This is a genomic window from Pseudomonas sp. RC10-4-2 (assembly GCF_050433085.1).
Taxonomy (GTDB): domain Bacteria; phylum Pseudomonadota; class Gammaproteobacteria; order Pseudomonadales; family Pseudomonadaceae; genus Pseudomonas; species Pseudomonas aeruginosa.
In genome coordinates this window covers 1,424,650-1,438,544 of sequence record NZ_JBNPXX010000001.1, presented here as the reverse complement: position 1 = coordinate 1,438,544, position 13,895 = coordinate 1,424,650, and the positions used below count along the sequence as shown (strand labels likewise).

The 13,895-nt window shown below is 67.5% G+C and carries 11 protein-coding genes and 2 riboswitches; of the genes, 6 read left to right on the top strand and 5 right to left on the bottom strand.

The window, feature by feature from the left end; all coding sequences use genetic code 11:
- Positions 1-20 precede the first annotated feature (20 nt).
- Both cobN and cobW read right to left on the bottom strand, forming a co-directional pair.
- Positions 21-3,767 (bottom strand): cobaltochelatase subunit CobN, encoded by a 3,747-nt coding sequence (gene cobN / locus FHW81_RS06735; protein ID WP_003113999.1) that lies wholly within the window; start codon positions 3,765-3,767, stop codon positions 21-23.
- Positions 3,768-3,842: 75 nt separating this feature from the next.
- Positions 3,843-4,895: a cobalamin biosynthesis protein CobW gene (gene cobW, locus FHW81_RS06730; RefSeq protein WP_003102922.1), complete on the bottom strand. Its 1,053-nt coding sequence runs from the start codon at positions 4,893-4,895 to the stop codon at positions 3,843-3,845.
- A 121-nt stretch (positions 4,896-5,016) separates the two neighbouring features.
- Positions 5,017-5,207, bottom strand: a riboswitch (cobalamin riboswitch).
- A gap of 58 nt (positions 5,208-5,265) precedes the next feature.
- A riboswitch (cobalamin riboswitch) is annotated at positions 5,266-5,415 on the top strand.
- A gap of 102 nt (positions 5,416-5,517) precedes the next feature.
- Between cobW and FHW81_RS06725 the strand changes: the two genes are divergently transcribed.
- The 5 genes from FHW81_RS06725 (at position 5,518) to FHW81_RS06705 (ending at position 8,745) form a co-directional block, all read left to right on the top strand.
- On the top strand, positions 5,518-5,700 hold the full coding sequence (locus FHW81_RS06725) for a CbtB domain-containing protein (protein WP_003091059.1): 183 nt from the start codon (positions 5,518-5,520) through the stop codon (positions 5,698-5,700).
- 17 nt (positions 5,701-5,717) lie between these two features.
- Entirely contained in the window at positions 5,718-6,419 is a 702-nt protein-coding gene (locus FHW81_RS06720; RefSeq protein WP_003091061.1) for a CbtA family protein, read from the top strand.
- 72 nt (positions 6,420-6,491) lie between these two features.
- Positions 6,492-6,920 (top strand): cobalamin biosynthesis protein, encoded by a 429-nt coding sequence (locus FHW81_RS06715; RefSeq protein WP_003118080.1) that lies wholly within the window; start codon positions 6,492-6,494, stop codon positions 6,918-6,920.
- Positions 6,917-7,669: a precorrin-4 C(11)-methyltransferase gene (cobM, locus tag FHW81_RS06710; RefSeq protein ID WP_003102926.1), complete on the top strand. Its 753-nt coding sequence runs from the start codon at positions 6,917-6,919 to the stop codon at positions 7,667-7,669. Before FHW81_RS06715 ends, cobM begins: the two co-directional genes overlap by 4 nt.
- A gap of 128 nt (positions 7,670-7,797) precedes the next feature.
- Positions 7,798-8,745 carry an alpha/beta fold hydrolase gene (locus FHW81_RS06705; RefSeq protein WP_003091085.1) on the top strand — a complete coding sequence of 316 codons (948 nt, stop codon included), beginning with the start codon at positions 7,798-7,800 and terminating at the stop codon, positions 8,743-8,745.
- A gap of 72 nt (positions 8,746-8,817) precedes the next feature.
- Here FHW81_RS06705 and fabV read toward each other — a convergent pair whose 3' ends face one another.
- From fabV to FHW81_RS06690, 3 genes are all read right to left on the bottom strand, one after another.
- Positions 8,818-10,014 carry an enoyl-ACP reductase FabV gene (gene fabV, locus FHW81_RS06700; protein ID WP_003102929.1) on the bottom strand — a complete coding sequence of 399 codons (1,197 nt, stop codon included), beginning with the start codon at positions 10,012-10,014 and terminating at the stop codon, positions 8,818-8,820.
- Between the two features lie 184 nt (positions 10,015-10,198).
- Complete coding sequence (locus FHW81_RS06695; protein ID WP_003091099.1) at positions 10,199-11,128, bottom strand: electron transfer flavoprotein subunit alpha/FixB family protein; 930 nt, start codon at positions 11,126-11,128, stop codon at positions 10,199-10,201.
- Entirely contained in the window at positions 11,128-11,877 is a 750-nt protein-coding gene (locus FHW81_RS06690) for an electron transfer flavoprotein subunit beta/FixA family protein (RefSeq protein ID WP_003091107.1), read from the bottom strand. The genes FHW81_RS06695 and FHW81_RS06690 overlap by 1 nt, the downstream gene beginning before the upstream one ends.
- 320 nt (positions 11,878-12,197) lie before the next feature.
- On the opposite strand from FHW81_RS06690, the gene FHW81_RS06685 reads away from it, so the two are divergent.
- The gene (locus tag FHW81_RS06685; protein WP_003102932.1) at positions 12,198-13,853 is read left to right on the top strand and encodes an electron transfer flavoprotein-ubiquinone oxidoreductase; all 1,656 of its coding nucleotides are present in this window, start codon (positions 12,198-12,200) and stop codon (positions 13,851-13,853) included.
- Positions 13,854-13,895: the final 42 nt, after the last annotated feature.

Here is a 13,895-nt window from a genome sequence, read left to right as displayed (position 1 = left end):
GGAGCGGCCATGCCGCTCCGCTATTCCTCTTCGACGTCCAGCAGCAGGTTCTCCAGGGCCTCGCGATAGGCCCCCGGCTCCTGCCAGAGCCCGCGCCGCTGCGCCTCCACCAGGCGCTCGGCCATGTCGCGCAAGGCTTGCGGATTGTGCTGGCGGACGAACTCGCGGGTCTCCGCGTCGAGCAGGTAGGCGTCGGCCAGCAGCGCGTACTGGTGGTCGTCGATCAGCTCGCTGGTGGCATCGAAGGCGCACAGGTAGTCCACCGTCGCCGCCAGTTCGAAGGCGCCCTTGTAGCCGTGGCGCTTCATCCCGGCGATCCACTTCGGATTCACCGCCCGCGCCCGCACCACCCGGTTGAGCTCTTCCTTGAGCGTGCGGATGCGCGGGTTGTCCGGCTGGCTGTGGTCGCCGTGGTAACTGGCCACCGGCGCGCCGCGCAGGGTTTCCACCGCCGCCAGCATGCCGCCCTGGAACTGGTAGTAGTCGTTGGAATCGAGCAGGTCGTGCTCGCGGTTGTCCTGGTTGTGCAGCACCGCCTGCAGGCGTTCCAGGCGCTGGGCGAAGCGTTCCCGCGCCGGCGTGCCGTCGTCGGCGGCACCGTAGGCGTAGCCGCCCCAGTTCAGGTAGACCTCGGCAAGGTCGGCGCGGGTCTCCCACAGCCGCTCTTCGATTGCGCCCTGCACGCCGGCGCCGTAGGCACCCGGCTTGGCGCCGAAGATCCGCCAGCCGGCCTGCCGGCGCGCCTCCGCCGGCGCCGTGCCCTGCGCCTCGAGGCGCTGGCGTTCCAGGCGTACGCGAGCGGCCAGCGGGTTCAGCTCCTCCGCCTCGTCCAGCTCGGCGACCGCCTGCACCGCCGCATCGAACAGGCGGATCAGGTTGGCGAAGGCGTCGCGGAAGAACCCGGAGACCCGCAGCGTCACGTCGACCCGCGGGCGGTCCAGCAGGGAGACCGGGAGGATCTCGAAATCGGCGACGCGCTGGCTGCCGGCCTGCCAGACCGGTCGCACGCCGAGCAGGGCCAGGGCCTGGGCGATGTCGTCGCCGCCGGTGCGCATGGTCGCCGTGCCCCACACCGAGAGACCGAGCTGGCGCAGGTGATCGCCATGTTCCTGCAGGTGACGCTCGAGCAGCAGGTTGGCCGACTGGAAGCCGATGCGCCAGGCGGTCGGGGTCGGCAGGTTGCGCACGTCCACCGAGAAGAAGTTGCGTCCGGTGGGCAGCACGTCGAGTCGCCCGCGACTCGGCGCGCCGCTCGGACCGGCCGGTACGAAGCGCCCTTCGAGGGCTGCCAGCAGCCCGTCGATCTCGGCCCCGCCACAGGCGTCCAGGGTCGGTGCCACCTGTTCGCACAAGCCGCGCAACACCTCGCCGCTGGCACGCCAGGTGGCAGGCGGCGATTCGCCGCCCAGGCAGCGTTCTATCCAGTGCAACGCCAGCAATTCCAGGCGTTCGCGGGTATCCCCGAGAGTACGCCAGGGCTCCCCGCCCCGCTCTTCCAGGCAGGCAGGCCGCGCGCCCTGCCAGGCCTCGCCCATGTCGCAGGCCAGCGGATCGAAGCCCAGGCCAAGGTCGTCCGCCAGGCTCTTCAGCAACCCGGCGTTGGCGCCCTTGCCATCGCCGCGCGGAACCCGCAGCAGCGCCAGCAGGGTATCCAGGCGCAATCGCCCGCTCGGCGACTCGCCGAACACATGCAGGCCGTCGCGGATCTGCGACTCCTTCAGGTCGCAGAGATAGGCGTCCAGCTGCGGCAGCCAGCTGTCCGGATCGTCGCTGAGCTGCAAGCCGATCTCGCGGTCGAGACGGTTGTCGCGCAGGAGGACGAGAATCTCGCCGCGCAACTGTTCGGCGCGGCGCGGGTCGAGCAGCGAGGCATCGTAGAACTCGTCGGCCAGGCGCTCCAGGTCGCGCAGCGGGCCGTAGCTCTCGGCGCGGGTCAGCGGCGGCATCAGGTGGTCGATGATCACCGCCTGGGTGCGGCGCTTGGCCTGGGCGCCCTCCCCCGGATCGTTGACGATGAACGGATAGATGTTCGGCAGCGGACCGAGCAACGCGTCCGGCCAGCATTCGGCGGACAGGCCGACTCCCTTGCCCGGCAGCCATTCCAGGTTACCGTGCTTGCCGACGTGCAGCAGGGCATCGGCGCGGTAGGCGTGGCGCAGCCAGAAGTAGAACGCCAGGTAGCCGTGCGGCGGCACCAGGTCGGGATCGTGGTAGACCGCCGCCGGATCGAGCTGATAGCCGCGCGCCGGCTGGATGCCGACGAAGGTCAGGCCATAGCGCAGGCCGGCGACCATCATCCGTCCGTCGCGGAACATCGGGTCCTGTTGCGGCTCGCCCCAGCGCGCCAGCACCGCCTGGCGATTGCGCTCCGGCAGGCGTGCGAAGCAGGCCAGGTAGTCGTCCAGCGCCAGGCTCTGGGCGCAGGGCCGTAGGTCGAGATGCTCCAGGTCGTTGCTGACGCCGCCGAGCAACTGGCGGATCAGCTCGGTTCCGCTGGCGGGCAGTCCGTCGACCGGATAGCCCTGCTGGCGCAGGGCACGAAGGATGTTCAGCGCCGCCGCCGGGGTGTCCAGGCCGACGCCATTGCCGATCCGGCCATCGCGGGTCGGGTAGTTGGCCAGCACCAGCGCCACCCGTTTTTCCGCGTTTGGCTTGCGCGCCAGCTCGGCCCAGCGCCGCGCCAGTTCGGCGACGAAATCCATGCGCTCGTCGTCGGCGAGATAGCAGACCACGTCGCTCTCGCTGCGTTCGCTGCGCCAGGCCAGGCCCTTGAAACTGATCGGCCGGGTGACGATGCGCCCGTCCAGCTCCGGCAGCGCCACGTGCATGGCCAGGTCGCGCGGCCCCAGGCCTTGCGGGTTGTCCAGCCAGAGCGGGCGGTTGTCCAGCGAGCAGATCGCCTGCAACACCGGCACGTCGCGACGGAACGGACGCAACTCGGGCGCCTCCGGATTGGACTGGGCGAAACCGGTGGTATTGACGATCAGCGCGGCGTCGCTGCGCTCCAGCCAGTCTTCCACCTGCGCCAGGCAGGCGCTTTCCTTGAGGCTGGCCAGCGCGATCGGCAACGGGTTGAGCCCCTGCGCCGCGAGGCGTTCGCAGAAGCGTGCGATGAAGGCGGTGTTGGCTGCCTGCAGGTGGGTGCGATAGAACAGCAACGCGACCACCGGACGCCCGGCCTGCCAGTCGGCACGCCAGTGTTCCAGGGTCGCCTCGGCATGCCGTGGATGGAACAGCGCCACCCGCGGCAGCGCCTGCGGTTCGCGCCAGGCGTAGTCGCGGCCGAGGCACTGGCTGGCCAGGCAGCGGTAGAACTGCCCGGCGTTCTCCAGGCCGCCCTGGCGCAAGTATTGCCAGAAGCGCTCGGCCTGCTCCGCCGGCAGGTTGCCGAGGGCGCTCAGCTCCGGGTCGGGGCGGTCGTCGCCGGGCACCGGGATCAGCAGCGCGCCGCGCTCGGCCAGCGCCACCAGTTGCTCCACGCCGTAGCGCCAGTAGCCGATGCCGCCGTGCAGCGAAAGCAGGATCACCCGCGCGTGCCGCAGCACTTCCTCGACGTAGAGGTCCACCGAGGCGTGGTTCTGCAACTGCATGGGGTTGGCCAGGCGCAGGCTCGGGTAGTCGTCCGGCAGCGCACGGGCGGCCTCGGCCAGCAATGCGAGGTGCGAATCGCCGCTGCAGAGGATCACCAGCTCGGCGGGAGTCTGGGCCAGGTGGGCGATGCCGTCGTCGGGAACGAAGCCGCCGGGTTGGGTGCGCAACAGGTGCATGGACGTTCTACCGGTAGGACGCAAGAAGCTGGGGCCGGCGAATCGCCATCGCCGGCCCCGGCCGGGGATCACGGATCAGGCAAGCGCTGTGCGCAGCTGGTTGGCAATGGCGGCCTGGTCCAGCTCCTGGCCGATCACCACCAGCCGGGTGCTGCGGACTTCGTCGGCCAGCCACTTGCGGTCGAAATGCCTGTCGAAGCGCTTGCCGACGCCCTGCACCAACAGGCGCATGGGCTTGCCCGGAATGGCGGCGAAACCCTTGATGCGAAGTATGTCGTGACGCTCCACCAGCTCGCCGAGGGCCTCGAGCAGCGCAGCTTCCTCCACCTCGGGGAGATCGACGTGGAAGGAGTCGAACTCGTCGTGGTCGTGGTCCTCGTGGCCTTCGTGGTCGTGGTGGGTCGGCCGGCCGTCGATGTGCAGCTCGGCCTCGGCGTTGAGTCCCAGCAAGACCGGCAGCGGCAGCTCGCCCCGGCTCGCCTCGACGATCTTCACCGCCGCCGGCAGCTCCCCGGCGATCTCCGCGCGGACCCGCGCCAGGGCCTCGGCGTCGAGCTGGTCGGCCTTGTTCAGGATCACCAGGTCGGCACTGGCCAACTGGTCCTCGAACAGTTCGTGCAGCGGCGATTCATGGTCGAGGTTGGGGTCCTGGCGGCGTTGCTGGTCCACCTGCTCGGGATGGGCGGCGAAGGTACCGGCCGCCACCGCCGGACTGTCGACCACGGTGATCACCGCGTCGACCGTGCAGGCGTTGCGGATTTCCGGCCACTGGAAAGCCTGCACCAGCGGCTTGGGCAGGGCCAGACCGCTGGTCTCGATGAGGATCTGGTCAAGGTCGCCGCGGCGCGCCACCAGCTCGCGCATCACCGGGAAGAACTCTTCCTGCACGGTGCAGCACAGGCAACCGTTGGCCAGCTCGAAAACGCGGCCCTGCGCCTCTTCTTCGCTGCAGCCGATGGAACATTGCTTGAGGATCTCGCCGTCGATGCCGAGTTCGCCGAACTCGTTGACGATCACCGCGATGCGCCGGCCTTCGGCGTTGTCCAGCATGTGCCGGAGCAAGGTGGTCTTGCCGGCGCCGAGGAAGCCGGTGACGATGGTGACGGGGAGTTTCGCCAGGGTTTTCATGGGCAGCCCTTGTTCAGCTCGGCGGGCATGCGGACGAGTGGCGCGGACGCAGGGGCCGCGCAACGGATTCGCCACCGGATCACCCCGCCCGGTTGTATGGAAGTCTTGTCCCCGGGCATCGCGCCACGGGATCGACGAGGCAGGTCTCCTGGCTCACGGTCTGGCGTCTCCGCCGGTTCCCCGCCTTCCCGCGTCACGCAGTGGCATTGGGGAACGATCGCCGTTCACAGTTGCGGGGGCAGCCGCGGCATCGACCGCGTTCCCTCTTAGCCCCGCCGTCGCCGGCGAGGAACCTCGAACCGGCAAGGCTACGCAGTGCGCGGGCCAGGGTCAATCGGGCCGGTTGACGCCCGGCGGTCCTTCATGCTGTCCTAGGCGGGTTGTCCCAGGTGTCTCGTGCCGGCGCGCACGAGGTGAAACGGGAAGCCGGTGACGCTCTCCGAGCCAGTCCGGCGCTGCCCCCGCAACGGTAAGCGCATCGCGCGCGAGCCCGGAGACCGGCCTGGAACCTTTCGTTTGATTCACCCGCGGTGGGCGGGCGCAAGCGTGAAGCGGGCCGTCCGGGCCCGTTCCTCGTGCGTACTCCTCTGCCACGCCCATGCCAATCCAGAGGGAACGCACAATGTCCAGCAGCACCCTGGCGCACGCCAGCTCCACCACCTCCCTGTCGAAGCGACTGAGCCTGGCCATCGGCGCCGGCCTGCTCGGCGCGCTGCTGGTCTATTTCGCCGGTTTCTCGCACATCGACGCGGTACACAACGCCGCCCACGATACCCGGCACAGCTCCGGCTTCCCCTGCCACTGAGTCGCGAGGGAACCAGAATGATCAAGCGCATCGCCCAGACCGCCGGCTTCGCCGGCCTGCTCGCCGCCCTGCTGCTGACCCTGCTGCAGATTCTCTGGGTCACCCCGCTGATCCTCGAGGCGGAGACCTACGAGAAGAGCGAGCCGGTCGCGGCCCAGCCCCACGAACACGCCCCCGGCGTCGCCGCCCATGTCCACGACGAGGAGGCCTGGGAGCCGGAGGACGGCTGGCAGCGTACCCTCTCCACCACCGGCGGCAACCTGGTGGTGGCGGTCGGCTTCGCCCTGATGCTCGCCGGCCTCTTCACCCTGCGCGCGCCGGGCCAGACCTGGCAGGGCCTGCTCTGGGGCCTGGCCGGCTACGCGGTGTTCTGCCTTGCGCCGTCGCTGGGCCTGCCGCCGGAGCTGCCGGGTACCGCCGCGGCCGACCTGGTGCAACGCCAGTACTGGTGGATCGCCACCGCCGCCGCCACCGCGGTGGGCCTGGCCCTGCTGGTGTTCGGCGGCAACTGGCCGCTGAAGCTGGTCGGCGCCGTCCTGCTGGCGCTGCCGCACCTGTTCGGCGCGCCGCAGCCCGAGGTCCATGCCAGCCTGGCGCCGGAAGCCCTGGCCCAGCGTTTCGTGGTCGCCTCGCTGGTCAGCAATGCGCTGTTCTGGGCCGCCCTCGGCCTGGCCGCTGCCTGGCTGTTCCGGCGCAACCGGGGCGGCGTCGACGCCTGACCGCCTGCCACCCGCGACCCTTGCCGGTCGCGGGTCCATAGTGCCTCTCCTTCCATTTCCTCCGGTGCGCGCATGCCCCTGCCCATCCCCAGCCTGCTGATCGCCGGCATCGGCTGCCGCCGAGGCTGTAGCGCCGAGCATCTGCGCGCGCTGCTGGAGCGAACGCTGGGCGAACACGGGCGCAGCCTGGCCGAGCTGGACGCCCTCGCCAGCATCGACGGCAAACGCGACGAACCCGGCCTGCGGCAACTGGCCACGCTGCTCGAACGCCCCTTGCATTTCCTCGCACCCGCCGTCCTGCACGACTACGAGCCGCGCCTGCTCAGCCCCTCCGCCGTCGCGCTGCGCGAAACCGGCTGCTCCAGCGTCGCCGAGGCCGCCGCCCTGGCCCTGGCCGAACGCCTGGGTGGCGGTCGCGCCGATCTGCTCGGGGCGAAACGCAGCAACGATCGGGCGAGCATCGCCCTGGCACGTCTTCTCACCGAACGAGAACTCCCATGACCGTCTATTTCATCGGCGCCGGTCCCGGCGACCCCGACCTGATCACCGTCAAGGGGCAGCGCCTGATCCGCCAGTGCCCGGTGATCCTCTACGCCGGCTCGCTGGTTCCGCAAGCGCTGCTCGAGGGGCACCAGGCCGGCCAGGTGGTGAACACCGCCGAGCTGGACCTCGAACAGATCGTCGAGCTACTCGCGCAAGCCCATCGCCGCGGCCTCGACGTAGCCCGCGTGCATTCCGGCGATCCCTCCCTGTACGGCGCCATCGGCGAGCAGATCCGCCACCTGCGCGAACTCGGCATCCCCTATGAGATCGTCCCCGGGGTCACCGCCACCGCCGCCTGCGCCGCCCTGCTCGGCTGCGAGCTGACCCTGCCCGAAGTGTCCCAGACGCTGATCCTGACCCGCTACGCCGCACGCACGAAGATGCCGGAAGGCGAGAGCCTGGGTGACCTGGCGCGGCACCGGGCGACCCTGGCGATCCACCTGGGCGTCGCCCACCTGGCGAAGATCGTCGAGGAACTGCTGCCGCACTACGGCGCCGACTGCCCGGTCGCGGTGATCCACCGGGCCAGTTGGCCCGACCAGGAACAGGTTCGCGGCACCCTCGGCGACATCCTGCCCAAGGTCGCCGCCAGGAATTTCCGCCGCACCGCGCTGATCCTGGTCGGCGAGGTGCTGGCCGCCGAAGGCTTCGCCGACTCTTCGCTGTACCGCGCCGAGCATCGACATCTCTATCGACCCGGCGAATGAACCGCCGTCCTTAGGTTCGGCGCCGACCACCGGCAGCACGCCTAGACTCGTCACAAGGCTTGCGACAGCGGGCCGGCACGGCTAGCGTTCAGCGCTGGCCCCTTTTTTCCTGAAGCCTTCGGACACCCATGAAACGATTCCTCCTCGGTCTGGTTCTGCTGCTGGCGGTCGCCGCCGGCGTCCTCTACTTCGTCCCGGCTACCCTCCTCGCCAGCGTACGCACCGTCGAGCGCGGTCTCGCCGGTCTCAGCGAGCACAGCGTGCAGGTCGACAACCTGGAGATCGCCTACCTGGAAGGTGGCTCGGAGAAGAACCCGACCCTGTTGCTGATCCACGGCTTCGGCGCCGACAAGGACAACTGGCTGCGCTTCGCCCGGCCGCTGACCGAGCGCTACCATGTGGTCGCCCTCGACCTGCCCGGCTTCGGCGACAGCAGCAAGCCGCAACAGGCCAGCTACGACGTCGGCACCCAGGCCGAGCGAGTCGCCAATTTCGCCGCCGCCATCGGCGTGCGCCGCCTGCACCTGGCCGGCAACTCCATGGGCGGGCACATCGCCGCGCTCTACGCGGCGCGCCATCCGGAACAGGTGCTATCGCTGGCGCTGATCGACAACGCCGGGGTGATGCCGGCGCGCAAGAGCGAACTGTTCGAGGACCTGGAGCGCGGCGAGAATCCCCTGGTGGTGCGCCAGCCGGAAGACTTCCAGAAGCTGCTCGACTTCGTGTTCGTCCAGCAACCGCCGCTGCCGGCGCCGCTCAAGCGCTACCTCGGCGAACGCGCGGTAGCCGCGTCGGCGTTCAACGCGCAGATATTCGAACAACTGCGCCAGCGCTACATCCCGCTGGAGCCGGAACTGCCGAAGATCGAGGCACCGACCCTGCTGCTCTGGGGCGACCGCGACCGCGTGCTGGACGTCTCCAGCATCGAGGTGATGCGTCCGCTGCTGAAGCGGCCCAGCGTGGTGATCATGGAAAACTGCGGACACGTGCCGATGGTCGAACGCCCGGAGGAAACCGCGCAGCACTACCAGGCCTTCCTCGACGGCGTACGGAACGCCCAGGTGGCCGGTCGCTGAAAACGCGAACCGGCGCCTGGGCGCCGGTTCGGGGGAGCGGGAGCCGTCGCGAGGACGGCTCGGATCCAGGCCTCAGGCCTGGATCAGGTTGGCGATCTGCACGTCCGGGTTGACGTCCTGCTCGTAGTCGACCCCAGCGACCTCGAAACCGAACAGGTTGAGGAACTCGCTCTTGTAGCCGGCGAAGTCGGTCAATTCGTAAAGGTTCTCGTTGGTTACCTTGTCCCACAGCTCCTCGACACGGGACTGCACTTCCGGCTGCAGTTCCTTGTAGTCGGCACGCAGGCGGCCTTCCTCGTCGAGGCGCGGCTCGGCGCCGTACAGGCTCTCCCGGTACAGGCCGTCGACCTGCTCGATGCAACCTTCGTGGGTACCCTGCTCCTTCATCACCTTGAACAGCAGCGACAGGTACAGCGGCATCATCGGGATCGCCGAGCTGGCCTGGGTCACCACCGCCTTGAGCACCGACACGCGCGCGTCGCCGCCCAGCGGGGCGAGCTTGTCGCGGATACCGAGGACCTTCTGGTCGAGATCCTTCTTGGCTGCGCCGATGGAACCGTTCCAGTAGATGTCGTGGGTGATCTTCTCGCCCAGGTAGGTGAACGCGGTGGTCTTCGCGCCGTCGGCCAGCACGTCGGCCTCCAGCAGCGCGTCGATCCACATCTGCCAGTCCTCGCCGCCCATCACCGCAACGGTATCGGCGACTTCCTGGTCGCTGGCCGCCTCCAGGACCACGTCCTTGATCACTTCCTTGTCGGTGTCCAGGCCACGGAAGCTGACCGACTTGCCGATCGGCTTGAGGGTCGAGGAGAACACTTCGCCGCTCTTCGGATGGGTACGGCGCGGCGCGGCCAGGCTGTAGACCACCAGGTCGACCTTGCCGAGATCGCGCTTGATGGTCTCGATGGTCAGCCGCTTCACCTCGTCGGAGAAAGCGTCGCCATTGATGCTGCGGGCATACAGGCCTTTCTCGTGGGCGAACTTCTCGAAGGCCGCCGAGTTGTACCAGCCGGCGGTGCCCGGCTTGCTCTCGCTGCCCGGACGCTCGAAGAACACCCCGAGGGTATCGGCGCCGGAACCGAACGCGGCGGTGATGCGGGCAGCCAGGCCATAGCCGGTGGAGGAACCGATGACCAGGACCTTCTTCGGTCCGTTGACGACGGGGCCCTTGGCCTCGACGTAGTCGATCTGTTGCTTGACGTTGGCCTCGCAGCCTGCCGGATGGGTAGTGACGCAGATGAAGCCACGCACGCGCGGTTTGATGATCATGAAAACCTCGGTTGCTAGATGCCGGAAAAGCACATTCAGGAGCTAGAGACGTCGCGCATTGTAAATGAGACACCTCCGCTTGGGCGGACCGAAGGCAGGAATCGTGACCAAAGGGTCACGCGTCGCAGCCCGGACATAAAAAAACCCGCTCCGGGGAGCGGGTCTTGTCGGCTTGGAATCGGGCTCAGACGGCCTTTTCCAGCTCCGGTACGGCGTCGAACAGGTCGGCGACCAGGCCGTAGTCGGCGACCTGGAAGATCGGCGCCTCTTCGTCCTTGTTGATCGCGACGATCACCTTCGAGTCCTTCATGCCCGCCAGGTGCTGGATGGCACCGGAGATGCCCACCGCGATGTACAGCTGCGGGGCGACGATCTTGCCGGTCTGGCCGACCTGCATGTCGTTCGGCACGAAACCGGCGTCGACCGCGGCGCGGGAAGCGCCGACTGCGGCACCCAGCTTGTCGGCCAGGGCGTAGAGGATCTTGAAGTTGTCGCCGTTCTGCATGCCGCGGCCGCCGGAGACCACGATCTTGGCAGCGGTCAGTTCCGGACGGTCGGACTTGGCCAGCTCTTCGCCGACGAAGGCGGACTTGCCGGCATCGGCCGGGCCGGAAACCTGCTCGACGGCAGCCGAACCGCCTTCGGCGGCGACGGCGTCGAAGCCGGTGGTACGCACGGTGATCACCTTGACCGCAGCCGAGGACTGCACGGTAGCGATGGCGTTACCGGCGTAGATCGGACGCTTGAAGGTGTCGGGGCTGACCACTTCGACGATCTCGGAGATCTGGTCGACGTCCAGCAGCGCGGCGACGCGCGGCAGGAAGTTCTTGCCGTTGGTGGTAGCCGGGGCCAGCACGTGGCTGTAGTTCTTGCCCAGCTCGGCGATCAGCGGTGCAACGTTTTCCGGCAGTTGGTGGGCGTAGGCGGCGTTGTCGGCGACCAGCACCTTGGAGACGCCCTCGACCTTGGCGGCGGCTTCGGCCACGGCGGCAACGTTCTGTCCGGCGACCAGCACGTGGATGTCGCCGCCAATGGCCTTGGCAGCGGCAACGGTGTTCAGGGTGGCAGCCGCCAGGGCCGCGTTGTTGTGCTCAGCGATAACCAGGATAGCCATTAGATTACCTTCGCCTCGTTCTTCAGTTTCTCTACCAGTTCAGCCACGGACTTGACCTTGATGCCAGCGGAGCGTGCAGCCGGCGCCTCGACCTTCAGGGTCTTCACGGTGGAAGCGGTGGAAACGCCCAGGGCGTCCGGGGTCACCACGTCCAGCGGCTTCTTCTTGGCTTTCATGATGTTCGGCAGCGACGCGTAGCGCGGCTCGTTCAGGCGCAGGTCGGTGGTGACGATGGCCGGCAGGTTCAGCGCGACGGTCTGCAGACCGCCATCGATCTCGCGGGTCACGTTGACCTTGTCGCCAGCGACCTCGACCTTGGAGGCGAAGGTGCCCTGGGCGTAGCCGGTCAGCGCGGCGAGCATCTGGCCGGTCTGGTTGTTGTCGCTGTCGATGGCCTGCTTGCCGAGGATCACCAGCTGCGGCTGCTCCTTGTCGACCACGGCCTTGAGCAGCTTGGCCACGGCCAGGGAGTTCAGCTCGTCGTTGCTCTCCACCAGGATCGCACGGTCAGCGCCCAGCGCCAGCGCGGTGCGCAGTTGCTCCTGGGCGGCGGTCGGGCCGACGGAGACAGCGACGATCTCGGTAGCCACGCCCTTCTCTTTCAGGCGCACGGCTTCTTCCACGGCGATTTCGCAGAAGGGGTTCATGGACATCTTGACGTTGGCGAGGTCGACGCCGGAGTTGTCCGCCTTGACGCGGACCTTGACGTTGTAGTCGACCACTCGTTTGACTGCTACAAGAACCTTCATGGATTCCTCGTTATTCTCCGGTGAATAAGGATGTCGCCAGACAGGCCTGGCCGGTGATGCTCGCCGGCCGGAAACCGACACTCTGCTAGACAGCGACCGCAAAACCGCCCGTATCTTGACCGGATCACCCTTTTCGGTCAATACGGCAAAAGGGTGGTTTCCCCCCCTCGAATGCCGATTCTATCAGGCTTCCAAAGAATTCAAACAAACGTTTGTATTGGACCTGCCCATGCAGCTATATATAATGCGCCCGCTCTGATCAGGGAAAGATCTCAGCCACCAATAAACAGATACCGTGAGCCTTGAGTAGGAGATCGATAGTGGAACGCGAATACATGGAATTCGACGTCGTCATCGTCGGCGCCGGCCCCGCCGGTCTGTCCGCCGCATGCCGACTGAAGCAGAAGGCCGCCGAAGCCGGTCAAGAGATCAGCGTCTGCGTGGTCGAGAAGGGTTCCGAAGTGGGCGCCCACATCCTCTCCGGCGCGGTGTTCGAGCCGCGCGCGCTGAACGAGCTGTTCCCCGACTGGAAGGAACTCGGCGCGCCGCTCAATACCCCGGTGACCGGCGACGACATCTACGTCCTGAAGAGCGCCGAGAGCGCTACCAAGGTGCCCAACTTCTTCGTGCCCAAGACCATGCACAACGAGGGCAACTATATCATCTCCCTGGGCAACCTCTGCCGCTGGCTGGCCCAGCAGGCCGAAGGACTGGGCGTGGAGATCTATCCGGGCTTCGCCGCCCAGGAAGCGCTGATCGACGAGAACGGCGTGGTCCGCGGCATCGTCACCGGCGACCTCGGCGTCGACCGCGAAGGCAACCCGAAAGAAGGCTACTACACCCCCGGCATGGAGCTGCGGGCCAAGTACACCCTGTTCGCCGAAGGCTGCCGCGGGCACATCGGCAAGCAACTGATCAAGAAATACAACCTGGACAGCGAGGCCGATGCCCAGCACTACGGTATCGGCATCAAGGAAATCTGGGACATCGACCCGTCCAAGCACAAGCCCGGCCTGGTGGTCCATACCGCCGGCTGGCCGCTGAACGACGAAAATACCGGCGGCTCGTTCCTCTACCACCTGGAGAACAACCAGGTGTTCGTCGGCCTGATCATCGACCTGTCCTACAGCAACCCTCACCTGTCGCCGTTCGACGAGTTCCAGCGCTACAAGCACCACCCGGTGGTCAAGCAGTACCTGGAAGGCGGCAAGCGCGTGGCCTACGGCGCCCGGGCCATCTGCAAGGGCGGCCTGAATTCGCTGCCGAAGATGGTCTTCCCCGGCGGCGCGCTGATCGGTTGTGACCTCGGCACCCTGAACTTCGCCAAGATCAAGGGCAGCCACACCGCGATGAAGTCCGGCATGCTCGCCGCCGACGCGATCGCCGAGGCCCTGGCCGCCGGCCGCGAAGGCGGCGACGAGCTGTCCAGCTACGTCGATGCGTTCAAGGCCAGCTGGTTGTACGACGAACTGTTCCGCAGCCGCAACTTCGGCGCGGCCATCCACAAGTTCGGCGCTATCGGCGGCGGCGCGTTCAACTTCATCGACCAGAACATCTTCGGCGGCAAGATCCCCGTCACCCTGCATGACGACAAGCCGGACTACGCCTGCCTGAAAAAGGCCAGCGAAGCGCCGAAGATCGACTACCCGAAGCCGGACGGCAAGCTCAGCTTCGACAAGCTGTCCTCGGTGTTCCTCTCCAATACCAACCACGAGGAAGACCAGCCGATCCACCTCAAGCTGGCCGATGCGAGCATTCCGATCGAGAAGAACCTGCCGCTCTACGACGAGCCGGCCCAGCGCTACTGCCCGGCAGGCGTGTACGAAGTGGTGGCCAACGACGACGGCAGCAAGCGCTTCCAGATCAACGCGCAGAACTGCGTGCACTGCAAGACCTGCGACATCAAGGACCCGGCGCAGAACATCACCTGGGTGGCGCCGGAAGGTACCGGCGGGCCGAACTACCCCAACATGTAAGGCAAACGAAAAAGGCTCCCTCGGGAGCCTTTTTTCATGCTG